25 protein-coding genes and 2 tRNA genes are annotated in these 26162 nt (G+C 69.8%); 18 read left to right on the top strand and 9 right to left on the bottom strand.

The window, feature by feature from the left end:
* Window positions 1-6 precede the first annotated feature (6 nt).
* Genes dnaG through ACRSBM_RS30895 form a run of 3 tightly spaced genes read left to right on the top strand, consistent with a single transcriptional unit; the run spans window position 7 to window position 3164 of the window.
* Window positions 7-1896: a DNA primase gene (gene dnaG / locus ACRSBM_RS30905; protein WP_434448712.1), complete on the top strand. Its 1890-nt coding sequence runs from the start codon at window positions 7-9 to the stop codon at window positions 1894-1896.
* Window positions 1896-2399 (top strand): hypothetical protein, encoded by a 504-nt coding sequence (locus tag ACRSBM_RS30900; protein ID WP_434448710.1) that lies wholly within the window; start codon window positions 1896-1898, stop codon window positions 2397-2399. Before dnaG ends, ACRSBM_RS30900 begins: the two co-directional genes overlap by 1 nt.
* A 24-nt stretch (window positions 2400-2423) precedes the next feature.
* Complete coding sequence (locus ACRSBM_RS30895; protein ID WP_434448708.1) at window positions 2424-3164, top strand: trans-aconitate 2-methyltransferase; 741 nt, start codon at window positions 2424-2426, stop codon at window positions 3162-3164.
* Window positions 3165-3170: 6 nt separating this feature from the next.
* Here ACRSBM_RS30895 and ACRSBM_RS30890 read toward each other — a convergent pair whose 3' ends face one another.
* Window positions 3171-3440 carry a hypothetical protein gene (locus tag ACRSBM_RS30890; RefSeq protein ID WP_434448706.1) on the bottom strand — a complete coding sequence of 90 codons (270 nt, stop codon included), beginning with the start codon at window positions 3438-3440 and terminating at the stop codon, window positions 3171-3173.
* A gap of 142 nt (window positions 3441-3582) precedes the next feature.
* On the opposite strand from ACRSBM_RS30890, the gene ACRSBM_RS30885 reads away from it, so the two are divergent.
* Window positions 3583-3658, top strand: a tRNA-Asn gene (locus ACRSBM_RS30885).
* A 125-nt stretch (window positions 3659-3783) separates the two neighbouring features.
* Entirely contained in the window at window positions 3784-4641 is an 858-nt protein-coding gene (locus ACRSBM_RS30880; RefSeq protein WP_434448704.1) for an oxygenase MpaB family protein, read from the top strand.
* Here ACRSBM_RS30880 and ACRSBM_RS30875 read toward each other — a convergent pair.
* Window positions 4596-5057, bottom strand: a complete 462-nt coding sequence (locus tag ACRSBM_RS30875) for a GNAT family N-acetyltransferase (protein ID WP_434448702.1) — start codon at window positions 5055-5057, stop codon at window positions 4596-4598. The two genes, ACRSBM_RS30880 and ACRSBM_RS30875, sit on opposite strands and share 46 nt — an antisense overlap.
* 104 nt (window positions 5058-5161) lie before the next feature.
* Here ACRSBM_RS30875 and ACRSBM_RS30870 point away from each other — a divergent pair.
* Together ACRSBM_RS30870 and ACRSBM_RS30865 are read left to right on the top strand one after the other, a co-directional pair.
* Window positions 5162-5239, top strand: a tRNA-Ile gene (locus ACRSBM_RS30870).
* Between the two features lie 108 nt (window positions 5240-5347).
* Window positions 5348-5914 (top strand): hypothetical protein, encoded by a 567-nt coding sequence (locus ACRSBM_RS30865; protein ID WP_434448700.1) that lies wholly within the window; start codon window positions 5348-5350, stop codon window positions 5912-5914.
* A 6-nt stretch (window positions 5915-5920) separates the two neighbouring features.
* Here ACRSBM_RS30865 and ACRSBM_RS30860 read toward each other — a convergent pair whose 3' ends face one another.
* Window positions 5921-6475 (bottom strand): TetR/AcrR family transcriptional regulator, encoded by a 555-nt coding sequence (locus tag ACRSBM_RS30860; protein ID WP_434448698.1) that lies wholly within the window; start codon window positions 6473-6475, stop codon window positions 5921-5923.
* Window positions 6476-6585: 110 nt separating this feature from the next.
* Between ACRSBM_RS30860 and ACRSBM_RS30855 the strand changes: the two genes are divergently transcribed.
* Entirely contained in the window at window positions 6586-7287 is a 702-nt protein-coding gene (locus ACRSBM_RS30855; RefSeq protein WP_434448696.1) for an SDR family NAD(P)-dependent oxidoreductase, read from the top strand.
* Window positions 7288-7348: 61 nt separating this feature from the next.
* Here the strand turns inward: ACRSBM_RS30855 and ACRSBM_RS30850 are convergent, their stop codons facing one another.
* Window positions 7349-8968 (bottom strand): IS1634 family transposase, encoded by a 1620-nt coding sequence (locus ACRSBM_RS30850; protein ID WP_434440539.1) that lies wholly within the window; start codon window positions 8966-8968, stop codon window positions 7349-7351.
* A gap of 102 nt (window positions 8969-9070) precedes the next feature.
* Window positions 9071-9802 carry an AraC family transcriptional regulator gene (locus tag ACRSBM_RS30845; protein ID WP_434448694.1) on the bottom strand — a complete coding sequence of 244 codons (732 nt, stop codon included), beginning with the start codon at window positions 9800-9802 and terminating at the stop codon, window positions 9071-9073.
* Between the two features lie 74 nt (window positions 9803-9876).
* Between ACRSBM_RS30845 and ACRSBM_RS30840 the strand changes: the two genes are divergently transcribed.
* Both ACRSBM_RS30840 and ACRSBM_RS30835 read left to right on the top strand, forming a co-directional pair.
* Window positions 9877-10995, top strand: a complete 1119-nt coding sequence (locus ACRSBM_RS30840; protein WP_434453275.1) for an MFS transporter — start codon at window positions 9877-9879, stop codon at window positions 10993-10995.
* Window positions 10996-11019: 24 nt separating this feature from the next.
* Complete coding sequence (locus ACRSBM_RS30835; protein WP_434448692.1) at window positions 11020-11880, top strand: exodeoxyribonuclease III; 861 nt, start codon at window positions 11020-11022, stop codon at window positions 11878-11880.
* 94 nt (window positions 11881-11974) lie between these two features.
* On the opposite strand, the gene ACRSBM_RS30830 is transcribed toward ACRSBM_RS30835, so the two are convergent.
* A complete protein-coding gene (locus tag ACRSBM_RS30830) occupies window positions 11975-12751 on the bottom strand; it encodes a hypothetical protein (protein WP_434448690.1) in 777 nt (258 codons plus the stop codon).
* Between the two features lie 235 nt (window positions 12752-12986).
* Between ACRSBM_RS30830 and ACRSBM_RS30825 the strand changes: the two genes are divergently transcribed.
* The 7 genes from ACRSBM_RS30825 to ACRSBM_RS30795 all read left to right on the top strand — a co-directional run bounded on the left by ACRSBM_RS30825 (window position 12987) and on the right by ACRSBM_RS30795 (window position 20866).
* Complete coding sequence (locus tag ACRSBM_RS30825; protein ID WP_434448688.1) at window positions 12987-15167, top strand: ATP-binding protein; 2181 nt, start codon at window positions 12987-12989, stop codon at window positions 15165-15167.
* Between the two features lie 19 nt (window positions 15168-15186).
* Window positions 15187-15606, top strand: coding sequence for a DUF6542 domain-containing protein (locus tag ACRSBM_RS30820; RefSeq protein WP_434448686.1), 420 nt, complete (start codon window positions 15187-15189; stop codon window positions 15604-15606).
* An 82-nt stretch (window positions 15607-15688) separates the two neighbouring features.
* Complete coding sequence (locus tag ACRSBM_RS30815; protein ID WP_434448684.1) at window positions 15689-17581, top strand: glycosyltransferase; 1893 nt, start codon at window positions 15689-15691, stop codon at window positions 17579-17581.
* 25 nt (window positions 17582-17606) lie between these two features.
* Window positions 17607-18161, top strand: a complete 555-nt coding sequence (locus ACRSBM_RS30810) for a TetR/AcrR family transcriptional regulator (protein ID WP_434448682.1) — start codon at window positions 17607-17609, stop codon at window positions 18159-18161.
* A 77-nt stretch (window positions 18162-18238) separates the two neighbouring features.
* Window positions 18239-19432, top strand: coding sequence for a cytochrome P450 (locus tag ACRSBM_RS30805; RefSeq protein WP_434448680.1), 1194 nt, complete (start codon window positions 18239-18241; stop codon window positions 19430-19432).
* 1 nt (window position 19433) lies between these two features.
* Window positions 19434-19628: a ferredoxin gene (locus tag ACRSBM_RS30800; RefSeq protein ID WP_434448678.1), complete on the top strand. Its 195-nt coding sequence runs from the start codon at window positions 19434-19436 to the stop codon at window positions 19626-19628.
* A gap of 308 nt (window positions 19629-19936) precedes the next feature.
* Entirely contained in the window at window positions 19937-20866 is a 930-nt protein-coding gene (locus ACRSBM_RS30795) for a hypothetical protein (protein ID WP_434448676.1), read from the top strand.
* A gap of 279 nt (window positions 20867-21145) precedes the next feature.
* Here the strand turns inward: ACRSBM_RS30795 and ACRSBM_RS30790 are convergent, their stop codons facing one another.
* On the bottom strand, window positions 21146-21583 hold the full coding sequence (locus tag ACRSBM_RS30790; protein WP_434448674.1) for a hypothetical protein: 438 nt from the start codon (window positions 21581-21583) through the stop codon (window positions 21146-21148).
* Between the two features lie 73 nt (window positions 21584-21656).
* Here ACRSBM_RS30790 and ACRSBM_RS30785 point away from each other — a divergent pair, with 73 nt between their 5' ends.
* Window positions 21657-24581 carry a BTAD domain-containing putative transcriptional regulator gene (locus ACRSBM_RS30785; RefSeq protein ID WP_434448672.1) on the top strand — a complete coding sequence of 975 codons (2925 nt, stop codon included), beginning with the start codon at window positions 21657-21659 and terminating at the stop codon, window positions 24579-24581.
* Between the two features lie 154 nt (window positions 24582-24735).
* Here ACRSBM_RS30785 and ACRSBM_RS30780 read toward each other — a convergent pair whose 3' ends face one another.
* A complete protein-coding gene (locus ACRSBM_RS30780) occupies window positions 24736-24927 on the bottom strand; it encodes a ferredoxin (protein WP_434448670.1) in 192 nt (63 codons plus the stop codon).
* Window positions 24924-26132, bottom strand: a complete 1209-nt coding sequence (locus ACRSBM_RS30775; RefSeq protein WP_434448668.1) for a cytochrome P450 — start codon at window positions 26130-26132, stop codon at window positions 24924-24926. Before ACRSBM_RS30775 ends, ACRSBM_RS30780 begins: the two co-directional genes overlap by 4 nt.
* Window positions 26133-26162 lie beyond the last annotated feature (30 nt).

Below are 26162 nucleotides of genomic sequence, written 5' to 3'. Positions count from 1 at the left end.
GGGGACGTGGCAGGACGCATCAGGGAGAGCGACATCGCGTTGGTGCGTGAGCGCAGCCGCATCGACGAGGTCGTGGGCGACCAGGTGTCGCTGAAGAGGGCGGGCGGGGGAGCGCTGAAGGGGCTGTGTCCCTTCCACGACGAGAAGACGCCCTCGTTCAACGTGCGCCCTTCGCACGGCACGTTCCACTGCTTCGGCTGCGGTGAGGGCGGCGACGTGATCGCCTTCGTGATGAAGGTCGAGCACCTGTCGTTCGTCGAGGCCGTCGAACGGCTCGCGGACCGCGCGGGCATCCAGCTCACCTACGAGGGCGGCGGCGCGACGACCCAGCGCGACCGCGGCACCCGCAGCAGGCTCATCGAGGCGCACAAGGCGGCCGCCGAGTACTACGCCGAGCAGCTCGCCACGCCGGAGGCGCAGCAGGCCCGCGAGTTCCTGGCCGAGCGCGGCTTCGACGAGGCCGCGGCCCGCCAGTTCGGCTGCGGGTTCGCGCCCGGCGGCTGGGACAAGCTGACCAAGCACCTGCTCGGCCGCGGGTTCGAGATCGCCGAGCTGATCAAGTCCCAGCTCGTCAAGGAGGGCAAGCAGGGGCCGATCGACAGGTTCCACCGGCGGCTGCTGTGGCCGATCAAGGACATCGGCGGCGAGGTCGTCGGGTTCGGCGCGCGGCGGATCTTCGACGACGACCCGATCCAGGCGAAGTACCTCAACACCAGCGAGTCGATGATCTACAAGAAGTCGCAGGTGCTGTTCGGGCTCGACCAGGCCAAGCGGGAGATCGCGAAGCGCAAGCAGGCCGTCATCGTCGAGGGCTACACCGACGTGATGGCGATGCACCTGGCCGGCGTGCCGACGGCGGTCGCGTCGTGCGGCACGGCGTTCGGCACCGACCACATGAACGTGCTGCGCAGGCTGCTGATCGACGACGACGTGAACGGCGAGGTCATCTTCACATTCGACGGCGACGAGGCGGGCCAGAAGGCCGCGCTGAAGGCGTTCGACGGGGAGCAGCACTTCTCCGCGCAGACCTACATCGCGGTGGCGCCGGACGGCATGGACCCGTGCGAGCTGCGGCAGGCCAAGGGCGACGTCGCGGTGCGCGACCTGGTGGCGCGGCGCACGCCGTTGATCGAGTTCGCGATCAAGGCGCAGCTCAGGGCGTACGACCTCGACTCGGTGGACGGGCGCGTCGAGGCGCTGAAGAAGATGGTGCCGTTCGTCGCGCAGATCAAGGACCGAGCCAAGCGCGACGGCTACGCGACGCGGCTGGCGTGGTGGGTCGGCTGGGACGACGAGGCGATGGTCGTGCGCCGGGTGCGGCAGACCGCCGGTGGCAAGGCGCCGGTCGCCCCCGCCCAGCGCACCGACCCGAACCAGATCGCGCTCGGCGTGGAGGTCGACGGCCCACCCCGGCCGAACCCGCGCGACCCGCGGCTGGTGCCCGAACGCGAGGTGCTCAAGATCGCACTGCGGCTGCCCGAGTACGCGGGTCCGCTGTACGACTCGCTGCCGGACGAGGCCTTCACCGACCCCGCGTACGTGGCGCTGCACCGGGCGATCCGCGCCGCCGGTGGCGCGTCCTGCGGCCTCGCCGGCACGGCGTACCTGGACGCGATCTCGCAGGCGTGCTCGCACGCCTCGGTGCGGTCGGTGCTGACCGAGCTCGCCGTGGAGCCGTTGACCGTCAAGCAGAACGACGAGTTCCGCTACGTGTCGATGGTGATCGCGCGGCTGCAGGAGGTGCAGGTCGGCAAGCAGGTCGAGGACGTGAAGTCGCGCCTGCGGCGGCTGTCGCCGATCAAGGACGCCGACGAGTACCGGGCGCTGTGGGGCGACCTGGTGGCGCTGGAGGAGTACCGCAAGGCGCTCCTGCAGCAGAGCGCTGGAGTGCTGTAGTGGGGCTGTTCCGACGGTTGTTCGGCGACGGTGCGCCGGACGGGTTCACCGGCACGCTGGAGCCGGACGAGACGGTGATCGCGTTCGCCGCCGTGCAGAGCGGCGGTCACCTCGTGGTGACGTCGCTCGGGCTGTGGGTGCCGGGAGAACCGCCGCGGCGGATCGGCTGGCACCTGATCAGCAAGGTCAAGTGGGAGGGCACGCTGCGGGTGGTGGAGGCGTCCGAGGCCGCCGCGGAGAGGGCTGTCGTGCTGCTGGAAGACCTTCCGGCGCAACGGTTCGCGCTGAACGGTGATCCCGGCCGGCTGCTGCGGGCGATCAGCCAGCGCGTCGAGGGGTCGATCCGGCACCGGGAGCGCGTCGAGTCGCCCGGCGTGTGGATCCTGCAGCGCAAGGTCCCCGGCCGGGACGGCTTCGTGTGGCAGGCCCGCGGGGACGCCGGCGTGGACCTCGCCGCCGTGCGTGCGGCGGTGGCCTCGTTCGCCGAGGGGCTGACGGGCTAGCAGTACGCGTGTACTGTTAGTGGTATGTGGGATCCGGCGCAGTACCTGGCCTTCGCCGATCACCGGGCGCGGCCGTTTCACGAACTCGTGGCGCGCGTGGGGGCCGTGGAGCCCCGTCGCGTGGTGGACGTGGGCTGCGGGCCCGGCAACCTGACGGCGTCGCTGTCCGCCCGGTGGCCCTCGGCGGTGGTCGAGGCGTTCGACTCGTCGCCGGAGATGGTCGAGGCGGCGCGGGCGGCGGGCGTGGCTGCCCGGGTGGACGACGTGACGACGTGGGAACCGTTGCCCGACACCGATGTCGTGGTGTCCAACGCGGTCCTGCAGTGGGTCCCGTCACATCCCTCGATCGTGTCGAAGTGGGCGGCCGCACTGCCCGCCGGCGCATGGCTCGCGTTCCAGGTGCCCGGCAACTACGCCGACGCCTCGCACCGGCTGATCCGCGAGGTGGCCGGACCTGCGCTGGCGCACGTCTTCCGGGCCGAGAAGCCGGTTCTGGACCCCGTGGAGTACGCGAACCTGCTCGGCGACTGCTCCACAGTGGACGTCTGGGAGACCACGTACGTACAGCGGCTCTCCGGCCGGGACCCGGTGCTCGAATGGGTGAGCGGCACGGCTCTGCGGCCCGTGCGCGCCGCGCTGTCCTCTTCGGACTGGGAGGCCTACGTCGCGGAACTGGCGCCGCGGCTGCGCGAGGCGTACCCCGAGCGCGCCGACGGCACCACTTGGTTCCCGTTCAGGAGGATCTTCGCGGTCGCCCGCGTGTGAAGATCGTCACGCCCTCGGCGTGACAGGACGGCCGTTGGCCTCCGCATGGTGCTTCCACGGAGCCTTCTCCGCGGCCTTCTCGGCGGCGTCCGCGGCCAGGTCCTTGGCCTGAACAGCGGCTTCGAACGCCTTGTCCTTCGCCTGGCTCGCCGTCCTGCGCACCGTCGGGTTCTCGGTGAAGCGGTGCCAGAGGCGCACGATCTGGTCGTAGCGCTCCCGTCCGGCCTTCGCGCCGAGCACGTAGCCGATCGCCGCGCCGACCAAGATGCCCTTCATGTGGCGTCTCCTTTCGCATCGTGCCTGGTCAAAGCCTGTTCAGCCGCAAAGTGGGGGGTCCTTGCGAAACCCGTTTCGAGGCTCATGTAGAGTTACCCACTGTCAGGAGGAACCAAGCCTGACAGGTGGAACAACAGAACATTCCCCCATAGCTCAATTGGCAGAGCATGCGACTGTTAATCGCAGGGTTACTGGTTCGAGTCCAGTTGGGGGAGCCAGAACCGACCGTCAGACTACGTCTGGCGGTCATCTTGTTTCTCAGGTGGGGGTAGTCCACTGCCGCGGCCCCAGTCCACCGACTGGGGTCTTTCGCTTTGCGCGGGCTTCGGTCACGTTGGTGGGCATGTCCCGCTTCGCGAACCTCCGCCGCATCTCCTCGCTCGACCCCGTGGCCGACCACGAGGAGATCATGCGGATCTCCGCCGGCCTGGAGTTCCCGTGGGACTACCAGAAGTCGCTGGAGATGGCGCTGTTCCGCACGTACTGCGTCCCGACGATCTCGGGCCTGCTGGAGCGCACCGGCGAGTTCGAACGGCGGCCGCAGAAGCGTTACGACGACACCGCCGTGCTGATGGCCGAGCTCGTGGAGCACGGCTACGACTCACCGCGCGGGCGTGAGGCGCTGCGCGTGGTCAACCGGCAGCACGGCCGTTACGAGATCTCGAACGACGACATGCTCTATGTGCTGTCGACGTTCATCTACGACCCGATCGAGTGGCTGCAGAGCTACAGCTGGCGGCCGTTGACGCGCAACGAGCAGCTGGCCGGGTTCCACTTCTACCGCGCGGTCGGCGCCCGCATGGGGATCCGGGACATTCCGGCGGACTATGACGAGTTCCAGGCCTTCAAGACGGCTTACGAGCAGGAGCACTTCGTGTTCGCGCCGTCGAACCGCCGCATCGGCCAGTACACGCTGGACCTGTTCTGCTCCTGGTACCCGTCCGTGGCGCGGCCGGTGGTCTCGCGGGCCGTGATCGCGATGCTGGACCCGTTGATGGTGCGCGCGTTCGGGTTCGTGGCGCCGCCGGCCTGGGTCGGCACTGCGGGGCGGCTGGCGTTGCGCCTGAGGGCTTTCGTGGTGCGCCGGATGCCGGTACGGCGGACGTTGAAGCTGACCAGCGCCCGCAACCGCACCTATCCCGGCTACCCGGCCGGCTACCGGCCGTCGGACCTCGGCGCGATCTCCAGCACGGCGCGCTGACCGTTGAGCGTGAAGCCCAGCGACTTCAGGAACTCGGTGCCGGGCTTGAAGTCGTCGAGCCTGACGTGCACGCGCGTGACGGCGGGAAAGCGTTCGGCGAGCGCCTTCGCCATCTCCCGGCCGATGCCCCACCGGCGCAGGTCCTTCGGCACCAGGAAGAACCCGATGCTCGCTTCCCGCGGCGCGGGGTGGTCCAGCACGAGGTCGACGAACCCGATCATGCCCTGAGCCTGCGCGACCAGCAGGTGCTTCTGCTCGAACGCCGCGCCCTCCGGCAGCGCGTAGAAGAGGCTCTGCACGTCGCCGGGCCCGGACGGGTGACCGGTGGCGGCCTGGAACCAGTCGTCGCAGTCGGCGAACAACCGCAGCACCTCTGGCTCGTCCGCCGGGGTGAAGTCGCGGAGGATCAAACGCACGCGTGCAGCCTATGTGGCGCCCGCCACGGGGGCGCGCAAGGCCCGTTCGGCGTGATCGGTATTCTTACCACGCAGCGTTAGCCAGTTGCATCGGCCGCTGCGAGGGGGCAGTAGCTCAGCTGGTCAGAGCAGCGGACTCATAATCCGTCAGGTCGTGGGTTCGAGCCCCACCTGCCCCACCAGACCGTTGGCACGCGGCGGGTTCCGCAAGCCGGATCGCTGCCCGCGCGCGATTCGTTGTCAATGAGAATACGTACTCCTCGGGTGGTCGGTTCCAGTACTCTGGAGGCATGGCCGGCGAGGGGGATGAAAAGCAGAAAGCCGACAACGAACCGGAATACAAGAAGTGGAATGTCGTCGTCGGCACCATCGGCGGCATTCTCACGATCTTGCTCGGAATTCAGGGGCTGACCGGGTTCAATCTGCTGCAGGAAATCGGTGTCGCGAGCAAGTCGTCGTCCTCGGTGCCGACGACGACCACGCGGGCGAGCTGGACGGCGGTGAAGGGGGAGACCACGACCAAGAGGGTGAAGCCCCCGGTCGTGACCACCACCAAGCCGAAGCGTCCTGATTTCCGGCTGAGTTCCTCGGACTGGGACGGGCCGTGTGAGCCACATGCGTGCAAGATGAGCGCGATTTTCCGCAATCACGGGGGAAAGGGTTCCGGGTCGGCGACCTTCTACGTCCTCCGGCAAGACGAGAACACCTATCTCGCCCGGTGTTCCGTGGTCCTGCCCAGCACCTCCGAGAATGGTTTGACGAAGGTCGGGTGCACGGCGAGCAGTGGGCAGCTCCAGCGGTACTTCCAGGCTTATCGCGGTGCCACGGTGCGAATGGACGTCAGGGTCACCGACTGATCCGGCCTACGCTTTCAGGCCTTCGACGTAGATCGACAGGAAGCGGCGCCACTCGCCGGGCGAGTCGCGGATGACCTGGGCCATCGCCCTGGTCAGCGTCGCCATGTCCGCGATCGAGTAGTCCGGGCGCAGGACGCCGGCGTCCTGCGCCCGCGTGATCAGGACCTGGACGTGGCCGACGCCGCGGTGGCAGGCCGAGACGACCTCGGGGGCGTTCGGCAGGTCGCGGGCGAGGACGTCGTTGAGGCCGCGGTCCTCGGCCTGAAGGGCGTAGAGGTCGTCCAGGTAGCCGGCGAACGCGTGCCACGGGTCCGGCTCGGCCAGTGCCTTCGCGCCGATGACGTCCAGGGTGGCGAGGCGTTCGGGGAAGATCGACGCCACGAAGTCGTCGCGGGTCGGGAAGTGCTTGTACAGCGTGCCGATGCTGACCTCGGCCTTGCGGGCGATGTGTTCCAGCGGCACGTCGAGGCCGCGTTCCGCGAACAGTTCCGCGGCCGCTGCCAGCAGCTTCTCCCGGTTGCGTGCCGCGTCCGCACGCAGGGGCCTCGACGCGGTGACCATGCGCCGGATCCTACTCAGCCACTAAGTCGAGGGTGCCCTCGAAATCTGTGGTAGCGTCGGCCGAGTAAGTCGAGGGTTACCTCGAATTAGCTTTCGGAAGGACGGAATCCATGTCTCCCACCGCAGTCGTGCTCGGTGTCGGTCCCGGGCTCGGCATGTCCATCGCGCACCGGTTCGGGCGCGAGGGCTACGAGGTCGCGCTGATCTCCCGCAGTACCCGGCGACACGAGGGTTATCTGGCCTCACTCGCCGACGCGGGGGTGAAGGCACGGGCGTTCGCCGTCGACGTGCGTGATCGGGACCAGCTTTCGTCCACTTTGGACTCGATCGGTCCGGTGGACGCCGTCTACTACGGGCCGGGTGCCACGGACCTGAACGACCGGCCGGGTGAGATCACGACGACGACGTCCGACGACGCGCGGGCCGCCATGGACTGGCTCTACCCGGCGATCGACGTCACCCAGCACGTGCTGCCGGGGGTGATCGAGCGCGGTGGTGGCCTGCTGTTCGCCGGTGGGCTGAGCGCGGTGCAGCCGATGCCGATGCTCGGTGCGCTCGCACTGACGGGTGCCGCGTTGCGCAACTACGCACTGACGCTCAACGCGGCGTTGGTCGACAAGGGTGTCTACGCCGGCACGCTCACCATCGGTGGCCTCGTCGAACGCGGCGACATCCACCAGGTCGTGAAGAGCAAGCCCGAGGAGTTCGGGACCGTGGCCGGGCACACGCTGGACCCGGACGCCATCGCGGAGACCGCGTGGCAGATGTTCGTGCGGCGGGACCGCGCGGAGGAGGTGTTCTCCGTCTTCTAGACCCGCGTTCCGCACATGGGGGTTGATCAACTTTGGTGATCATTTCCGAGGTGGGATTTGATCATCTTGGCCTGGTTGGATCAACCTCTAGCAGGGCCAGGAGTGTGGCCTGTAGTGGTGGTGGTTGCGGGATGCCGGGAGGTTCGTTCGCGGTGGCAGGGATGAGCCGGAGCCGGGCCAGCGCCTCGAAGATCAGCCGGCCGGTGGGTTTGGCGGGGCGTCCGACGTAGAGTCCGTCGAGTGTGGTGTGCGGGGCGATCGCGAGTCGTGTCTGGCGTTCGATCAGGCAGAAGATCAGCAGTGCCAGGCAGATCACGGTGATCAGCGCGGCGATGCGCCGGTTGTTCTTGAGGAACAGCGGCGCCACCGCGAGTGGTCCCTTGAACGCGCCGTAGCGGCGTTCGACGGTTTCCTGGCCCTTGTAGCGGCGCAGCACTTCGGCCGTGTCGGCGTCGGCGGGATGAAGGTTGGTCAGCAGCGCGTGCCAGCCGTCGAGGGCGGCCTCGGCGGCCAGGGCCTGGTCGTCGAACTCCCAGGCCAGGGCGGGTTTGCTGGTGGCGGGGTCGGTGCTCACCGTGGCGCGCAGCAAGGCGCTGACCCGGCGGGCCTTGCTGATCGTGGCGATCCGGGCGGTGACTGACGCGGCGTCGGGATAGTGCCGGCTGCCCAGCCCGCGTGCCAGCCGCCCCAGGTCGGCGCGGGCCTGGGCGAGTTTGCGTTCTCGTGCGGTGACGGCGGCCTGGGCGCGGGCGGTGGAGTGCACGAACACCCGGCGCAGCGTGAGCACGGGGTCCTTCTTGCGGGGCCCGGTCAGCGTCATAGTGTCCTCGAGCACCCGCCACCGGCCCTGCTCGGCGGTAGGCTTTCCCAGGTCTCGTTCGGCCACGTGGTCGACCTCGACTGCGGCGTGGATGTCCAGCGTGGCAAGGACAGCGGCCGGGACGTAGGTCTTGGACGCGGGCGCCAGGAACGCGACACCGGCATCAGCCATCGCCACAAGGTTGCTGTAGGACACCAGTTTGGAATCCCCGACCAGCAAGAAGTCCCGCGGCGCGGCCATTTTCGTCAGCGCGGTCATCGCCGCGACGACCTGAGTCACCTCGCCGGCGTTGCCGTCGTAGGCGCGGTGGAACACCGGGACCGCGCCGTCGGAGGTGACCGCCAGCCCGGCCTGGATCTGTTTGAGGTCGTGGCGGCGGTCTTTGGGGTGGCCGTACTTCGGGGCCGGGTAGTCCTCGTCGTTGCCGGCGAAGTCCCCGTGCAGGGAGATCGAGGTCATGTCCCAGTGCAGCCGGGACACCTCCAGCCCGAACGCCGAGATCGCCTGGGCCCCAACGGATCCGATGATCCCGTCCAGCTCGGGCGCGATCGCGTCCAGCGCCCGGCCGATCCGGTCGTCGTTGAGCAGCTCGGCGGCGATGCCGAAAACCTCCTCGACCGCCCACTGGCCGGCCCATTCCGATACCCGGACCAGCGGCGCGGGCGAGGTGAGCCGGTTCGCGATCAGCGCCTCGATCACCTGGCCGTGGCTCAGATGCGCGAGATCACGCACCGGACACGCCCGGTCGATGATCCCGGCCAGGTCCAGGCGGCGGCAGTAGTCGGCCACGACCGGCAACGCGCCCAGCGACTTCTCCAGCCTCGCCGTCACATACCGGGCCCGCTGTCCACGTTGATCCACGACCGGACACCCTGGCAGAACTCCCTGATCAGGCAGCCACTGGGCCGCCTGATCAAGTCACTCACTTCTATGTGCGGAAGACGGGTCTAGACGTACGAGGTTCTAGAGGTACGAACCGGGCGTGTGGCCGAGCGAGCGCCGGAAGACGTCGATGAACGCGCTCGCGGTGGCGAACCCGCATCGCACGGCGACGGCGGTGACCGGGTGACCCTCGGCCAGCAGCCGCAGGGCGTGGTAGAGCCGCAACTGCGTGCGCCACTGAGGGAAGGTCATGCCCATCTCGTCACGGAACAGCCTGGTCAGCGTCCTGCCGCTCGCCCCGGCCGCGCGGCCGAGCGCGTCGAGACCGCGTGCGTCCGAGGGGTCGGTCTCGAGCGCCGCGCAGACCGCCGCGAGCCGGGGGTCGCGGGCGGCGGGTACGCGTACGGGTCGTTCGGACGCGGTGGCGAGCTGGTCGAGCAGCACTGAGCGCATCCGTTTGGCCGCAGGGGTTTCTCGGTCGGTGAGCTCGGTGTAGGCGATCAGCAACTCACGCAGCAGAGGGGAGACGGCGAGCGCTGTCGGTTCGTTGAGCTTCAACGGGTTTTGAGTGAGGCCAAGGAAATGCAGCCGTGTCACGCCGTACGCGCGGTGCGCGTGCACGGCGCCGGACGGGATCCACAACGCACGGTGCGCGGGTGCGATCCACCGCGAATTCTCGGTGTGCACGGCCACGACGCCGCGGCTGGCGTAGACGATCTGGTGCTCGTCGTGCCAATGCGCGGTCACGCCACTGGTGCCCGCCAGGTCGCGGCTCGTGGTCGGCGCCGCCGGCAGATGGCGAGTATGCGACATACATCGGCAGAATATCGGAATCGCGAACCCGCGCGGGTCGCGACGATCGGTGCGTGAACTCCTCTCGCCGGCGGATGGCGGTCCTGGTCGCGGGCCATTCGGTGAACGACCTCTACCAGGGCGCGGTCCCGGCCGTGGTGCCGTTCCTCGTCGCCGAACGCCACTACGGCTACGTCGCGGCGGCCGGCATCACGGTCGCCGCGACGCTGCTGTCCTCGGTCGTGCAGCCGTTGTTCGGCGTGCTGACCGACCGGCGTCCGCTGCCGTGGCTGGTCCCGGCCGGCATGACGGTCGCCGGGGTGGGCATCGGGCTGTCCGGTGTGAGCGACTCGTACCTGCTCACCTGGCTCGCGATCGCGTTGTCCGGTCTCGGCGTCGCCGCGTACCACCCGGAGGCCGCCCGGCTCGCGCGCCGGGTCGCCCAGGACAGCCACGTCGGCATGAGCTGGTTCGCGGTGGGCGGCAACGCCGGGTTCGCGCTGGGACCGGTGCTGGTGACGCCGGTGCTCGCCTTCGGCGGGCTTGCCGCAAGCCCGTTGCTGGCCGTTCCGGCGCTGGTGGGAGGGGTGTTGACGGCCGTCGCGTTGCGTGGCGTGCAGGGTGCTCCGACTTCGGTGGTGGCGAGTCCCGGCCGGGACGACTGGGGCCAGTTCAGCAGGCTGACCGTGGTGATCGTCGCGCGGTCGATGGTGACGTTCGGGCTCGGCACGTTCCTCGCGATCTGGGTGACCGACCGGGTCGGGGGCGGCCCGGCGGCCGGGGCGGCGGCGCTGGTCGTGCTGTTCGGAGCCGGTGCCGCGAGCACGTTGCTCGGCGGCGTGCTGGCCGGGCGTTGGGGCCGTGTCCGGGTCCTGCAGGTGTCGTACGCCGTTGCGGTGCCTGCTGTCGCGGGCGTCGCACTGGTGCCCGGTCCTGCTGTCTATTTGATGGTGGCACTCACGGCCGTGGCGTTGTACGTGCCGTTCTCGCTGCACGTCACCCTGGGCCAGGACTACCTGCCCAACCGTCTCGGCACCGCCAGCGGCGTCACGCTGGGGCTCGCGGTCAGCATCGGCGGCCTGGGCTCACCGGTGGTCGGAGCGGTCGCGGGCGTGTGGAATCTCCAGTGGGGCTTGCTGACGCTCGTCGTGTTGCCGGTCGTCGCGTGGCTGGCGGCGCGTGGACTGAGGTCGCCTCGTTCGATGCGGGCTTGAGCGGCGGTGGCTACGGTTGACGGCGTGCGAGTGGCGACCTGGAACGTGAACTCCGTCAAACAACGCGTGCCCCGCCTGCTGCCGTGGCTGGACCAGCGCAAGCCGGACGTCGTGTGCCTGCAGGAGACCAAGCTGGCCGACGACGCCTTCACGGCGCTGCTGGGTTCCGAGCTCGCGGACCGCGGCTACGAGGTCGCGCTGTTCGGCGAGACCCAGTGGAACGGCGTGGCTGTGCTCTCCCGCGTGGGACTGGAAGATGTCGAGGTGGGCATCGCCGGCGCACCGGGATACCCCCACGTGGAGGCACGCGCCGTGGCGGCCACGTGCGGCGGAGTGCGCGTGCACTCGCTGTACGTGCCCAACGGCCGTGAGCCCGAGTCCGACCACTACAAGTACAAGCTCGAATGGCTCGCCGCCCTGCGCGACGTGCTGGAGTCCGGTCCCGCGGACGCCCTGGTGTGCGGCGACATCAACATCGCCCCGGCCGACGCCGACGTGTTCGACCCCGATGCGTACATCGGCCAGACCCACGTCACCGAACCCGAACGCGCCGCGCTGCGCGCCATCGAAGCGTTGGGGTTCCACGACGTCGTGCGCGACCGGTGGCCGAACGAGCGCATCTTCAGCTACTGGGACTACCGCGCCGGCATGTTCCACCGCGACCTCGGCATGCGCATCGACCTGATCCTCGCGTCCAGTTCCGTCGCGCCGAGGGCGAAGGCGGCGTGGATCGACCGGCACGCGCGCAAGGGGACCGGGCCGAGCGACCACGCGCCGGTGATCGTGGACCTCGACGTGGCGCCGGACGGCGACATCGGGCCGGTGGTGCCGCCGCCGTCGGCACCGGGGGCGAAGAAGAAGGTCAAGCTGCCGCAGGCGAAGTGACTGCCGGGGCGCGGACCGGGCTACTGATCGTGTCCCGCGCCCCAGCGGCATCACCGTCACGAGCCCACCGATTCGCGAACGTCCGCGAGCCCGGTTAAGCCTGATGGGTGAAGACGGCGGCCTCAGGGACAGCGATCGGCGGCCGCCGGCTGTCCTCCGGCACGTCGAGCAACGCCCAGATGACCTGGCGGCCGCCGCCCGCCGGCGTCTCGCCCATCGAGAAGTTGCAGACGGCGATGGACGCGACGTTGTGCCGCATGATGTGCCACTGCTTGAGGTCGAACCGTGTGGTCGTGCGCACGGCGACGGACAGCTTGTCGCCGCGCATGCGCAGCATCAGCGTGAGAGGGCTGTCGTCCTCGACGTGCGACACGAGCTCGACGGCCACCTGCGGCGCGACGTCGAGCATCGACTGGATACCCCACCGCTCGCAGGCGCGTTCGGTGATCCGCTCGGCCACGTGCGGCAGGCAGCGGCACGTGGGCAGTGCCGCGTCCACCCGGTCCTCGTGCCGCAGCCGCACGACCGCGGCCACGGCGGCCGACGTCGTCGAGTGCATCGGGATGTGCCGGGGCAGGCCGCGCGACTCCAGTGTCGACCGCAGCCGGTGGTCGCTCACGACGAGGCTCAGCGAGATGCCCGGCCAGTGCGCCGCGGACAGCCACACGACGTCGAACAGCACGAGCAGCGCCGGTGACTCCGCGACCAGCTCGTCCAGCTCCACCACGACGCCGACGAGCTCCTTGGTGGCGCAGTCGAGCAGCACGTCCTGCGCGCGCATGTACGTCGTCCAGTCGAGCCGGCCGCTGAACCGGACGACGAGCACGCCGTTCTGTTCCCGGACGTCCACGTCGAGGCTGTCACCGGCCATGATCGGCTCCCCTCCCGGATGCGCGTCCCCAGCCTTCAAGACTGACGTGGTGACTGGATGCTCCCTAGGGGGTAACTACCCGTGTTCCGGTTGGTACCTCCGGGGGACCGCGTTGCAGCGGGAGATCGGACCGACCTAGGGTTCCGCTGTGGGCGGTACGCTTTCCCCAGGTCGCAGAGGCAATTTGCCTGCCGACACAACTACTTTCGTCGGCCGCAGGCAAGATGTCGCCGACGTGCGGAGGCTGCTGTCCGAGTCCCGCCTCGTCACTCTTACGGGTGTCGGTGGTGTCGGCAAGACGCGGCTCGCGTTGCGGGCGGCCGCCGAGACGCACCGGGCGTTCCGCGACGGCGTGTGGTTCGTCGAACTGGGTGGCGTCACCGACCCGGAACTGGTCGTGCACACGGTCCTGGAGCAGCTGGGCATCCACGACGACACGGTCCGCAAGCACCGCACCGTCCTGCTGGAACACCTGCACGACCGGCAGATGCTGATGGTCCTGGACAACGGCGAGCACATCGTGGAGGCCGCCGCCGACCTCGTCTCCGCGTTGTTGCGCGGGGCTCCCGGCCTGCGCGTGCTCGTCACGAGCCGCGAACGCCTCGGCGTCGACGGCGAGCACCTCTGGCAGGTCGCGCCGCTGCCGCGGGACCCGGCGCTGGCGCTGTTCGCCGACCGGGCCGCCGCCGTCGAACCGGGCTTCGCCCTGAGCGCGCACAACCACGACACGGTCAGCCAGATCTGCGCGCTGCTGGGCGGTATCCCGCTGGCCATCGAACTGGCCGCGGTGCGCCTGCGCGTGCTGAGCCTCGACCACCTGCTGTCCAGATTGGACGACACGTTCCGGGTGCTGGTGGACGGCAAGCGCGGCGGCGACCCGCGGCACCAGACGTTGCACGCCGCGGTGGACTGGAGCTTCCACCTGTGCACGCGGCCCGAGCAGATCCTGTGGGCGCGGGCGTCGGTGTTCTCCGGCACGTTCGACCTGGAGGCGGCGGAACGGGTCTGCTCGGGCGAGGGCGTCGCGCGCGAGAACGTCCTGCACTCGCTCATGGGCCTGGTCGACAAGTCGGTCGTGGTGTCGGAGCAGCACCCGTCCGGCACCCGCTTCCGGCTGCTCGAACCGTTGCGGCAGTACGGCCTGGAGAAGCTGCGTGCCGCGGGACGTGAGCGGGTGATGCGCGAACGGCACCGCGACCACTTCATCGACTGGGCCGAGCGGCGGGAGCAGGAGTGGTTCGGCCCCGCCCAGCCGCAGATCTTCTCGCTCACCCGACTGGAACAGGCGAACCTGCGGTCTGCGCTCGACTTCTGCTCCGACAACGCCGGCGACCACTGCGTGCACCTCTCCGGCACGCTGTGGTTCTACTGGGCGGGCTGCGGCATGCTCGGCGAAGGCCGCCACTGGCTCGACCGCGCCCTGACGAGCGCGGAACCGGGTCCGGCGCGGGCGAAGGCGCTGTGGGTCAACGGCTACGTCTCGACGTTGCAGGGCGACATCCCCGCCTCCACGCGCATGCTGGAGGAGTGCCGCCGGTACGCCGTCGAGTCGGGGGACGGGACCGCGCTCGCCTACTCGACCCACCGCCTCGCCTGCACGCACCTGGTCGGCGACGACCTCGACCTGGCCGACAGCCTGTTCGCGGAGGCCATCCGCCTCTACCGGGGACAGGGCACGGTCAACAGCCACACCATGCTCGCCGGCATCGAGCTCGCGATCTCGGCGACGTTCCAGCACGACTTCGCCGCCGCGGAACGGCTCTGCGTCGAGGCCAAGGCCGTCGGCGAGGAGCACGGCGAGCTGTGGGCGCAGGCGTACGCGATCTACGTGCTGGCGCTGTGCGCGTGGGTGAGCGGCGACCTCGTGCGTGCCGACCGGCTCGGCAGGGAGTGCCTGCGGATCAAGCGGACGTTCCACGACCTGCTGGGCATCGTGCTCGCTATCGAGGTGCTGGCCTGGATCGCGGCCTCGCAGGGCGACGCGGAACGCGCGGCGACGCTGCTGGGCGCCACCAACGAGATCTGGCAGTCGGTCGGCTACCCCATGTTCGGGTCGCGGTACTTCGGCGCCCCGCACGGCGAGTGCGAGTCGGCGTCCATCAGGGCACTGGGCGACCAGCGGTTCCGGGCGGCGTTCCGCAAGGGCATGGACCTCGAACTGGAGGACGCCATCGCGTTCGCCATCGGGGAGGAGCAGGTGCGGGACCCGGCGCCGGTCGTGACGCTCACGCCGTTGACGCGGCGCGAGCAGCAGGTGGCCGACCTCATCGCCGGTGGCATGTCGAACAAGGAGATCGCGGCGCGGCTGGTGATCGCGCGCAGGACGGCGGAGGGCCACGTCGAGCGGATCCTGCAGAAGCTCGGGTTCACCTCACGCGCGCAGATCGCCACCTGGGTCACCGAACGCCGGAACTGACGAACTATTCTAGGCGCTCGTGGGGGTTCAGCTGCCCAGTCTCGCCGCCGTCGCGATGCTGGGGGTGTTCGCGCAGACGGGGATCGTGGCGGGCGGGGACGACCTCGGCTGGGCCTTCGGCATCTGGCTGGTGGCGGGCACGATCGTGGCTTCGGCCCTCGTGCGGCGCGTGGGGCTGTGGACGGTGGCACCGTCGCCGCCGCTCGTGTTCGTCGCCGTCGCGGTGGGCAACGCGGCGTGGGACCGGCAGTCGAAGAGGCAGGCTCCGTGGGGGAGCAGCAGGGAGTTCGCCGCCGACGCGGTCCCGTGGCTGGTCGGCGGGTTCCCGTGGATGGCGGCAGCGGTCGGCGCGGCACTGGTGGTCGTGGTCGTCCGCCTGGTCACCGGGGGAAACGGGAAATGCAGGTCTTCGTCGATCGCAGCGGCGGTAGACGGGTAGTCGCGCGGCTGGTCAGCTGGACCGTCGCGAGTGGACTGATCGGGTTCACCGCCGTCGTCTGCGGCACGCTGCTGGAAGCCTGGTGAGACGCGCTCCGCGGCTGCACTGGATCTCCCTCGTGCTCGGGCTGCTGGTGTTGATGGGGGTGGCGTCGTTCCACGCCTACGCGGCGGTCCGGCCGGAACCCCTGCGGCACAACGGGGTGCACCGGGAGATGCCGGACCGCACGCTGGCGCTGGCGTTCCACGGCGGTCCGGACCCGAGGTGGACACCGCGCGCCCTCGACAGGTTGCGGACCGCCGGGGTGAAAGCGACCTTCTTCGTCACCGGCGCCCAGGTCACCCGCCACCCCGAGGTGGCACGCCGGATCGTCGCGGAGGGGCATCAGATCGGCATCGACGGCTTCCGCGCCGAGGGTGACCACGCCGAACCGCTGAACATCGCCTTCGCGCAGGCCGCGCTCGCCGACGCGCTCGGTGTCCACACGCGACTGATCGGCGCGCCCGCCGAGATCGACAGCGGCGACCACGAGTTCCCGGACGTCGGCACGCTGGTGAAGTTGTCGTTACGGGAAGAGGGAGGCGTCGTCCGGCTGCGCGACGACGGCAGCATCGGCGGCGACGTCGCCCGTGAGCTCGCGAAGGCACCCGGCTACCGGTTCGTCCCGGTCTCGGACGACCAGCCCGTCGCCACCACCGCGCGCGAACGGTTCACCGGCGCGGTCACCACGTGGTCGCAGCGCAACGGCGGCGTGGCGCTGGGGCTGTTCGGCACTGCTATCGCGCTCGCGGCACTGGCAGGTCTCCTGCGCACCCTGATGCAGCTCGGCCTCGCGCACACCGACCGCCGGCTGCGGCGCGAGGCCGAGCGGGAGCCGCCGCCGTGGTTCGCCCCGCCGGTCTCGGTGGTCGTGCCCGCGTTCAACGAGGCGCTGAACATCGCCGCCACCGTACGGTCGATCGCCGCGAACGACCATCTCGCCGACGTCGAGGTGATCGTGGTCGACGACGGCTCGACCGACGGCACCGCGGACCTCGCCGAGGAGCTCGGCCTGCCCGGCGTGACCGTGCTCCGCCAGACCAACCAGGGCAAGCCCGCCGCCCTGAATGCGGGCGTCCGCGCGGCGATGCACGACGTGCTGGTGCTGGTGGACGCCGACACGATCTTCGAGCCGGAGACGGTCGGCCAGCTCGTGCAGCCGTTCGCGGACACCGGTGTCGGCGCGGTCTCCGGCAACGCGAAGGTCGGCAACCGGCAGGGCCTGCTCGGGCGCTGGCAGCACCTCGAGTACTGCGCCGGGTCGAACCTGGACCGGCAGATCCTGCACGCGCTGCGGTGCATACCGACGGTGCCGGGCGCGGTCGGGGCGTTCCGCCGGGCCGCGCTCACCGACGTCGGTGGCGTCAGCGACGACACGCTGGCCGAGGACACCGACCTCACGATGGCGGTGACCCGTGCGGGCTGGCGGGTCGCCTACCGTCCGCAGGCGAAGGCGTGGACCGAGGCGCCGGTCACCCTCCACGGCCTGTTCCGGCAGCGTTACCGCTGGTCGTACGGCACTTTTCAGGCGATGTGGAAACATCGCGGCGCCCTGGTGGAGAAGGGGCCGATGGGCCGGTTCGGGCTCATCTACCTGGTGGCGTTCCATCTGCTGCTGCCGTTACTCGCTCCGGTGATGGACCTCTTCGTGCTCTATGGGTTCTTCGTCGCGGACGCGCCTCTCGCGCTGGTCGTGTGGGCGGCGTTCCTGCTGATCCAGACCGCGAGCGTGGGGTACGCGCTGAGGCTCGACGGCGAGTCGCTCAAACCGTTGTGGGCCAGTCCGCTGCAGCAGATCGTCTACCGGCAGCTGATGTACGCCGTGGTGATCCAGTCGTTGGTCACGGCGGTGCACGGCACGCGGTTGCGGTGGATGTCGGTGCGGCGCACGGGTCGGCTCGCGGACGCCCCCGGCGGTACGGTGCACGTCACCTGAGCCACGGGAGGCAGGGTTGGGTCGCATGCCCCTCGACGCGCCGGAGCGTCAGCAGGAAGTCTTCGCCGCTGTGCTCGCCGTGCTGGCCGAGGTGGGCTACGCCCGGTTCAACATGGACCTCGTCGCGGGCCGGGCACGCGCGAGCAAGGCGAGCCTCTACCAGCGCTGGCCGTCCAAGGCACGGCTGATCACCGACGCCCTGAAGGCGAACCTGCCCGACCTGCCGCAGCCGGACGAGGGCGCGTTCGCCGAGGACGTCCGCCAGATCCTGCTGGCGTGGGGCGAGCCGATGCCGTTCGACACCGCCGGCATCTTCCTGGGACTGCTCGAGGGCAGCCGGCAGGACGCCGACCTCGCGTGCCTGCGCGAGGAGCACATCGACCGCGCCTACACCGAGCACCTCCAGGTCGCGGTGGACCGGGCGAAGGCGCGTGGCGAGCTGCCGGAGTGCCTCGACGCCGGCTTCCTCATCACCGCGCTGATCTCGACGTTCGTGCTGCGCTCCGAGGAACAGGGCGTCATCGACGGCATCGTCGACGGCCTGTTGCGACCGCTCATCGGTACTTTTAGGACCAAATAACTCGTCAGAACGTAGTCGTTGCGCTACTTTCGGTCATGGATCAAAAGAACAATTCTGTTCTATTGAGGGGAACTCCCGTGACTGAAGCTGCTGTCTGCCCGGTCCACCACGAACGCGACCACCCGCTCCAGTCGCCGATCGGCTTCGTCGAGGCCGTGAGCGACGGGCCGGTCAGGATGCTGTGGCCCAACGGCGTCGAGGCCTGGCTGGTGTCGAGCTACGCCGGAGCCCGGCAGGTGCTGTCCGACCCGCGGTTCAGCACCCGCAAGGGCGGCCAGCCGGAGATGCGCACCGACGACGGCGAGGCCGTGCTCGACCCCGACCAGCCCGGCAACATCAACGCGATCGACGGCGCCGAACACATGCGGTTGCGCCGTCCTCTCTCGCGCGGCTTCATGGTCAAGCGCATGAACGCGCTGCGGCCACGCATCCAGCAGATCGTCGACGAGCACCTCGACGTCATGGAGGCCAAGGGTGCTCCGGCCGACCTGGTCAGCTCGTTGTGCCTGCCGCTGCCGTCGCTGGTGATCGCCGAACTGCTGGGGGTGCCGCCGGAGCACCAGGAGCTGTTCCAGGCCACCGCCGGTGACCTCTTCGGCAAGAACGGCTCGAAGGATGAGTACTCCGCGCACGCCACGAAGCTCGCGGAGGTGCTCGCGCCGATCGTCGCGGAGAAGAAGAAAGCCGGGACGAACGACGACCTGATCGGCCTGATGGCCAACGACACCGACTTCAGCATGGACGAGCTGATCTTCCTCTGCATCGGGTTGCTCGCGGCCGGCCACGAGACCACGTCGAACTTCCTCGGCCTGTTCACGCTGCACCTGTTCGAGAAGCCCGACCAGCTGGAGATCCTGCGGCGTGACCCGAGCCGCGCGGACGTCATCGTCGAGGAGCTGATGCGGTACACGGTCGGCCGGCTCGGTGATCCCGGCCTGATCCGCAGGGCGACCGAGGACGTCGAGGTCGACGGCGTGCTGATCAGGGCGGGTGACTGGGTGAGCGTGTCGCTGATCGCGAACCTCGACGAGGCGCTGTGCCCGCGCGCCGGGGAGCTGGACCTGGAGCGCGATGCCGTGTCGCACCTGGGTTTCGGGTTCGGCCCGCACCAGTGCCTCGGCGCCAACCTGGCCCGCGCGGAGCTGCAGATCGGGCTGCGGACGCTCTTCGAACGGTTCCCGGACCTGCGTCCGGCGGTGCCCGTGACACAGATGAGGTACCGCAACGACATGATTACCTACGGCGCCGCCGAGATCCCGGTGGTGTGGTGACATGACGGTCCGGATAGACCAGGCCGGGTGCATCGGATCGGGCCAGTGCGTGCTCGCCGCACCGGACGTGTTCGACCAGTCGGACGACGACGGGCTCGGCCTCGTGCTGATCCCCGAACCGCCTCCGGAGCTGTTGCCGGGCGTGCGTGACGCGGTGGACCGGTGCCCCGCCCGGGTGGTGAGCCTGCAAGAGTGACCTCGATCGGCCGATCCGGTGAGGTGCCATCACGGAAAATTGATTCAGCTCCGTTTCGCCGACACCTCGTTGGCCCTTTCCGATCACCATGACCGTCCGAAATCGTAAGCGCGACCAGCACGGCGTTGTGGTGGTCGCGCCCACGTACCGGGGGAGAGTCGAAAGACCCTTCCCGACCAGGCTCGACAGCGGGATGGTGGCGGCGGCGCGGTGAGTACCGGCGGTGTGTAACGGGTATCTGTGCAATGGGTACTCGGCGCACGTCAGGAGGGCCAGTCATGTTCAACGGCGATGCATTTCCAGCTCGCGTGGACAAATCCGACGTGCGGCATGTCGAAACCCTGACCGGCGCGTTGAGGGCGTTGGATCACGAATATGGTGGTGGCGCCTGCCGCGACGCCTGCGTCGCGTTGCTGAACTGGGCGAACCCGCTGCTCGACGCCGGCTCGTCCGGACGGGTGCTGCACCGGCTCCAGGTGGCCATCGCGGACCTGCACAACCTGGCCGGCTGGGCGTCGTTCGACATGGGTCTGCTGGAGTCGGCGCATCTGCACTTCGGCCGGGCGATGGGCCTCGCGCGCGCGTCGGGCAACAGCGCGTTGGAGGCGAACCTCCACTACCGGATGGGTCGCGTGCACCTGCACTACGAGCTCGCCGAGGACGCGTTGGCGTCGTTCCAGCGGGGACTTCCCATCGCGCAGGCCAGCGGGTCCACGCTGGCCGTGTCGATCCTGCACGCCAACGAGGCGTGGGCGTTCGCGAAGATGGGCGCGGAAAGGCAGGCGCTGCGCCAGTTCGCGCGCGCCGAGGACGAGTTCGACCGGGCCGGCGCCGAGGAGGCACCGCCGTGGGCGCGGTTCTTCGACCTGTCCGACCTGGTGTCGATCGGCGGCATGGTGCACACCGAGCTCGCGCGCACCTGCGACGTGAAGTACGCGCGGTCGGCGATCCCGTTGCTCACCAGGGCGATCGCCTCCGGGGGAGAGGACGCGTCGCGCAGCCAGTCGTTCCGGCTGGCCGCGCTGGCGATGAACTACCTGGTGCAGAACGAGGCCGAACACGCGCGAGATGTCGGGGAACAGGCGATCACGGTGTCCGGCCCCATCCGCTCGGCCCGCACCCGTGATCGCATGCGGCCGTTGAAACAGGAAGCGGAACGGTTGCGCGGCAACGAAGCCGCGGACGAGCTGTCGTCACGTCTGGGGAAGTTCATGACGACGTCGCGGGGAGCGGCCTAGTGCCGCAACCGGCAGCGTTTGCCCCGTCTTCGGCGTTCAGACGGGTGCGTCGCGGTGCCGGCCCCACGTCCTCATACTGGTTGTATGTGGGCGTGGGGCCGGTGCCGCGAGGCGCCCTGCTGAGCGTCGAAGACGCGGCGAAGGTTGCGGTTGCGGCACTAGCCTGGAGGGCGTCACCGGGGCCCGAGGAGAGGTTTGGGCTTCGAGCCCCGGCGACACCGTCAGAGGCGGAGCGGCGCCGAGCTGGGGGGCCCTGGACGCCGCTCCGGTCCGGGGCGGTCAGCAGCGGATGTCGGTGCGCGCCCGGTAGGTCAGCGCGCCGGAGTCCCACTCGGCGTAGGCGGAGGTGCAGTCGCTCAGGGTGTTGGTGCCGCCGGACCACAGCTCCTGCTTGCGGTAGGTGCCCTGCCTCAGGCCGACGCGTCCGTACGGTTCGCGCGCGTCCTTGGACGCCCACTGCTCGATCAGAACGAGCTCCGGGGTGTACGGGGCACCGGCGTTGTGCACCGAGTCCCAGGTGTAGATGTAGGCCCAGTTCTTGCCGCACCCCTTGAACTGCTTGATCGACGCCCACCTCTGCCCGTGGTCACCGATGTAGGCGGTGCTGCCGATCTGGGTGACGGGTCCGCAGCCGGGGGCGCTCTCGGCGGCCGCGTTGGTGGCGGTGACCAAGCCGAGAAGTACCGCACCTGCGGCGATCAGTGCTGACCTCTTCATGGGCTGTGAGCATCACGACGGCCGCTGACATTTCGCTGACACCTCCGGTTACCGGCTGGTTAGGATCGGCCACATGCAGCGGCGGTGGGGGTTCAGGGTTCTCGGATCGTTGCAGGTCATCGACTCCGGCCGAGTGGTGGAGCTGCGTTCGGCCAAACAGCGCGTCCTGCTCGCCGCGTTGCTGATGAAGGCCAACGCGCCGGTTTCGTCCTACGAGCTGATGGAACACCTCTGGGGCGAGGAGCCGTCGGGTTCGGCACGCGCGACTCTGCAGACGTACGTCATGCGGCTGAGACAGTCGCTGGACGACCTGGCCGACCGCAAGCTCGTCCGCACGTGGCCGACCGGCTACTCGATCCACGTCGAGGACGACCAGCTCGACCTGCTGACGTTCCAGCGGCTGCGTGCCGAAGCGCGGCGCGCGCCGGACCTGGAGACCGAGGCGCGGCTGCTGGGCGAGGCCGCGGCGCTGTGGCGCGGGCCGGCGCTGGACCAGGTGTCGTCGCTGCGGATGGAACAGACCGACGTGCAGCGGTTGAACGAACAGCGCTGGGAGGTGCTGGAACGCCGCAACGACGCCGAGCTGCAGCTCGGCCGGCACGACCAGATCGTCGACGAGCTGCGGTCGCTCGTCGCGGAACACCCGCTGCGCGAACGCTTCTGGTACCAGCTGATGCTCGCCCTGCACCGCACCGGCCAGCAGGCGCAGGCCCTCGACGTCTACCGCCGGGCCAGCGACGTGCTCGCCGACGAGCTGGGCATCGACCCGAACGCCGAGCTCCGCGCCCTGCACATGGAGGTGCTGGCGGGATCCTCGGCGCCGGTCGCGGTCCAGTCCGGACCTTCGTGGCTGCCGCCCGCGGTGGGGGACTTCTCCGGCCGGTCGGACGAGGTCGCCCGGCTCACGGCCGGACTGCGCGCCGGTGGGACGTGGACGATCACCGGGCCGGGCGGGGTCGGCAAGACCTCGCTGGCCGTGCACTGCGCGCACGTCGTCCGGGACGCTTTCCCGGACGGCCAGCTGTACCTGAACCTGCGCGGTGGTGAGCAGAGGCCCGTCGAACCCGCTGCCGCCCTGGACCGGTTGTTACGCGGCCTGGGTGTGTCGGGTGGTGCCATTCCGTCCTCTGTGGAGGATCGGGTGGACCTCTACCGGGACCTGCTGTCGGACCGGCGGATCCTGGTCGTGCTGGACAACGCCGTGAACGAGGCCCAGGTCCGGCCGCTGCTGCCGGGGACCACGTCCGGTGCGGCGCTGGTGACCTCGCGGGCCGCGCTGGCCGGGCTGGAGGCGGCGCACGTCGTGCCGCTGGACGTGCTGCCCTCCTCGGACGCGCTGGCCTTGCTGCGGGCGGCGGTCGGTGAGTCCCGTTGCGCCGCCGAGCCCGTTGCCGCGCAGGAGATCGTGACCTACTGCGGCAAGCTGCCGCTGGCGTTGCGGGTGGCCGCGGCCCGGCTGGTCGCGCGGCCGCACTGGCAGCTCGCGAAGCTCGCCGGGCGGTTGTCCGACGAGCGCCGCCGGTTCGACGAGCTGTCGTTGGGCGATCTGGACGTGCGTGCCTCTCTGGCGCTGTCCTACGACGGCCTGGACGAGACGCACCGGACGGCGTTCCGGTTGCTGTCGCTCGTGGACACGCCGGACTTCCCCGCCTGGGTGGCGTCTCCCCTGCTGGGACTGGGGCTGGACGACGCGGAGGACCACGTCGAGGCGCTGGTCGACGCCAGGCTCGTCGACTACGCGGGGCGCGATGCGCTGGGCCAGGTGCGTTACCGGCTGCACGACCTGTTGCGGGCGTTCGGCCGTGAGGCTGCGTCGGAGGAACCGGCCGTCGCGTTGAAGGCGCTGTTCGAGCAGTGGCTCGACCTGGCGATGCGGGCGGACGTGGAGCTGCCGCACCAGGGCGTCCGCCTCGAACCCCTGGCGCTGGAACGGTTCGACCTCGGTGACGCGGCGGAGTGGTTCGACGCGGAGTGGCAGAACATCCACGCGGTGATCACCCAGGCCGCGGGACTGGGGCTGGGAGCACTGGCCGCCGAGCTCGCGATCCGGTCGATGGCCTTCTGCGACCTGCGGGCCCGCTTCGACGACTGGGAGCAGATCAACTGCCTCGGGCTGTCGTGCGCGCCGCCCGAACGCAAGCCGATGCTGTTCCAGCAACGGGGAATCCTGCGCGCCCGGCTGCACGACTACGCCTCGGCCTCGGAGAACTTCCAGGCGGCGCAGGAGGGTTTCGCCGCCGCCGGTGACGTGTGGGGTGAGGCGTACGCCTGGTACGGCATGGGGTGGATGCACGAGTGGAGTGGCCGGTCGGCTGAGGCCCGGGCCGCTCACCGCGAGGCCATGGCCCGGTTCGTCGCCTCCAGCAACCAGCACGGCGAGATCGAGGTGCTCTGCTCGCTGGGCGCCATCGAACGGCGCGCCGGCGGGCTGGGCGCGGCGTCGGAGTACCTGGAGCGGGCGCGGCGGATCGCACGGCAGCTGGGGGACGAGCAGAGCGAGCTGATGGCGACGCTGGAACTGGGGCGGTTGCACCAGTTCACCGGTCAGCTCACGGAGTCCGCTTCGTTCCTGCGGTCGTCGCTCGCCGCCGCGCAGAAGCTCGGCGACCCGGACCTGGCCGCCAACATCCGGTTGTTCCTGGCGGACACGCTGGTGCGGTCGGGGCAGGACTCCCTGGCCGAGGAGCAGCTGCGGCAGGCCTCGGAGTTCTTCGAGGAGCACGACGACCGGCAGGGTCGGATCTGGGTGTGGCGGCTGCGGTCGGGCATGGCCTCGTCGGCCGAGGAGGCGTTGAGCCTCGCGGCGCTCGCGTTGGAGCAGGCCCGGGAGATGGGGTCCCCGCCGGAGTTCGGGCGCTCGTTGCGGGTGTTCGGCAACGCCCTGGAGCGGGCCGGGCGGGGCGAGGAGGCCCGGGAGCACTGGCGGCGGGCTGAGGAGACGCTGACCGCGGCCGGGTTCCAGGCCGAGGTGGATGAGCTGCGGCTGGCTACGTCGTAGCCGGGCTGTTCCCGGACGCTGGTTCCGGACGCCGGCGGGCCGGCTCGGGGTGGCATCGGCGGGCCGGCTTGCGTGCTCGCCGTTGTCGCAGATTTTCCGGCGGACAGCCGTCAGCGCCAGGCGACGGGGTCGTCGCCTGGCGCGGTCGCAACGGTCAGCTGATCGTGATGGCCCCCGCCGGGCAGAGGCCCGCGGCCTCCTTCGCGGTGGCCTCGTGCTCGGCGTCGGGGTGCTCCTGCAGGAGCACCACCGTGCCGTCATCTTCGCTCTGGTCGAAGAGGTCCGGGTCGGTCAGCACGCACATCCCCGAACCGCAGCACTTCGACTGGTCGACGGAAATCCTCATGCCGACCACGCTACTGGTAGCGAGTGGACCCCGTAGATCCCCATGTCGGTGCGCAGCGGCACCTCCTCGGCCTCCACGTCCAGCCGGAGGTCGGGGAACTCCTGGAACAGCTTGGCGAACGCGATCCGCATCTCGATGCGGGCCAGCTGCTGGCCCAGGCACTGGTGGATGCCGTGGCCGAACGCGACGTGGCCGCCGGCCGGGCGGCGGAGGTCGAGCTCCTCGGGGTTGCCGGGGAACTTCTCCGGGTCGCGGTTGGCCGTGGGCACGTGCATCAGCACGGTGTCGCCCGCCCTGATCAGGTGGCCGTCGATCTCCACGTCCTCGGCCGCGGTGCGGACCGGTCCGAAGTGGATGATCGACAGGTAGCGCATCAGCTCCTCGACGGCGTTGTCGATGACCTCGGGCTCGTCCTTCAGGATCTTGAGCTGGTCCGGGTGCTGAAGGAGCGTGAACGTGCCGATGCCCAGCATGTTCGCCGTGGTCTCGTGGCCCGCCAACAGCAGGAGCAGCGCCATGTTCGACGCCTCCTCGTCGGTCGGTTCACCGGTGGCGAGCAGGTCGCTGATCATGTCGTCGCCGGGGTCGGCCTTCTTGCGGACGATCAGCTCGCGCATGAACTCCTGGATGCGCGCCATCGCCGCCATGGCCTCTTTGAACGTCGAGTCCAGGCTCAGCAGCTTCGTCGTGTCCTCCTGGAACCTGTGCCGCTCGTCGTAGTCGACGCCGAGCAGCGCGCAGATCACCAGTGACGGCACCGGCAGCGCGAACTCCTTCACGAGGTCCGCCCTGCCGTCGAGCGACCGCAGGTGCTTGAGCTGGTCGTCGACGATGGTGCCGATCCACTCGGACAGCTGGTTCATCCGCCGGACCGTGAACTGGCCCTGCAGCATCTTGCGCAGCCGGGTGTGGTCCGGCGGGTCCTGGCTGAGGAACATGCCAGGCTCGACCTTGCGGCCCTCCTCCGGCACCTCACCCTGGAACCTGCGGTCCAGCAGGTGGTGCTTGGCCGGGTCGTTCGTGAACTTGGGGCTCCCCAGGACTTCACGCACCTGGTGGTGGCCCGTGACGAGCCAGCCGAGGTGACCGTCGGCGAACTTCAGCCTGCTGATGCGGGCCTGCTCGCGGATCGCGGTGATCTCGGCGGGCGGGTCGAACGGGGTCTGGCGCATGGTGGGTAGTTCGTCGGAGATCAGTTCGGTCATCTCGCACACCTCCCAGTGCTCGGCAGAGGA

Origin of the sequence: Lentzea xerophila (assembly GCF_051094245.1) — a bacterium.
GTDB classification, from domain to species: Bacteria; Actinomycetota; Actinomycetes; order Mycobacteriales; family Pseudonocardiaceae; genus Lentzea; species Lentzea xerophila.
The sequence above is the reverse complement of the archived record's forward strand: the minus strand, read 5'-3'. Positions and strand labels throughout refer to the sequence as shown.

What these genes read in the sequence shown, in the direction of transcription:
- ACRSBM_RS30895 (WP_434448708.1), top strand. Translation starts at nt 2,424, where the DNA reads ATGTGGGATCCGGCGCAGTACCTGGCCTTCGCCGATCACCGGGCGCGG.
- ACRSBM_RS30890 (WP_434448706.1), bottom strand. Translation starts at nt 3,440, where the DNA reads ATGAAGGGCATCTTGGTCGGCGCGGCGATCGGCTACGTGCTCGGCGCG.
- ACRSBM_RS30880 (WP_434448704.1), top strand. Translation starts at nt 3,784, where the DNA reads ATGTCCCGCTTCGCGAACCTCCGCCGCATCTCCTCGCTCGACCCCGTG.
- ACRSBM_RS30865 (WP_434448700.1), top strand. Translation starts at nt 5,348, where the DNA reads ATGGCCGGCGAGGGGGATGAAAAGCAGAAAGCCGACAACGAACCGGAA.
- ACRSBM_RS30860 (WP_434448698.1), bottom strand. Translation starts at nt 6,475, where the DNA reads ATGGTCACCGCGTCGAGGCCCCTGCGTGCGGACGCGGCACGCAACCGG.
- ACRSBM_RS30855 (WP_434448696.1), top strand. Translation starts at nt 6,586, where the DNA reads ATGTCTCCCACCGCAGTCGTGCTCGGTGTCGGTCCCGGGCTCGGCATG.
- ACRSBM_RS30845 (WP_434448694.1), bottom strand. Translation starts at nt 9,802, where the DNA reads ATGTCGCATACTCGCCATCTGCCGGCGGCGCCGACCACGAGCCGCGAC.
- ACRSBM_RS30840 (WP_434453275.1), top strand. Translation starts at nt 9,877, where the DNA reads ATGGCGGTCCTGGTCGCGGGCCATTCGGTGAACGACCTCTACCAGGGC.
- ACRSBM_RS30830 (WP_434448690.1), bottom strand. Translation starts at nt 12,751, where the DNA reads ATGGCCGGTGACAGCCTCGACGTGGACGTCCGGGAACAGAACGGCGTG.
- ACRSBM_RS30810 (WP_434448682.1), top strand. Translation starts at nt 17,607, where the DNA reads ATGCCCCTCGACGCGCCGGAGCGTCAGCAGGAAGTCTTCGCCGCTGTG.
- ACRSBM_RS30800 (WP_434448678.1), top strand. Translation starts at nt 19,434, where the DNA reads ATGACGGTCCGGATAGACCAGGCCGGGTGCATCGGATCGGGCCAGTGC.
- ACRSBM_RS30790 (WP_434448674.1), bottom strand. Translation starts at nt 21,583, where the DNA reads ATGAAGAGGTCAGCACTGATCGCCGCAGGTGCGGTACTTCTCGGCTTG.
- ACRSBM_RS30785 (WP_434448672.1), top strand. Translation starts at nt 21,657, where the DNA reads ATGCAGCGGCGGTGGGGGTTCAGGGTTCTCGGATCGTTGCAGGTCATC.
- ACRSBM_RS30780 (WP_434448670.1), bottom strand. Translation starts at nt 24,927, where the DNA reads ATGAGGATTTCCGTCGACCAGTCGAAGTGCTGCGGTTCGGGGATGTGC.
- ACRSBM_RS30775 (WP_434448668.1), bottom strand. Translation starts at nt 26,132, where the DNA reads ATGACCGAACTGATCTCCGACGAACTACCCACCATGCGCCAGACCCCG.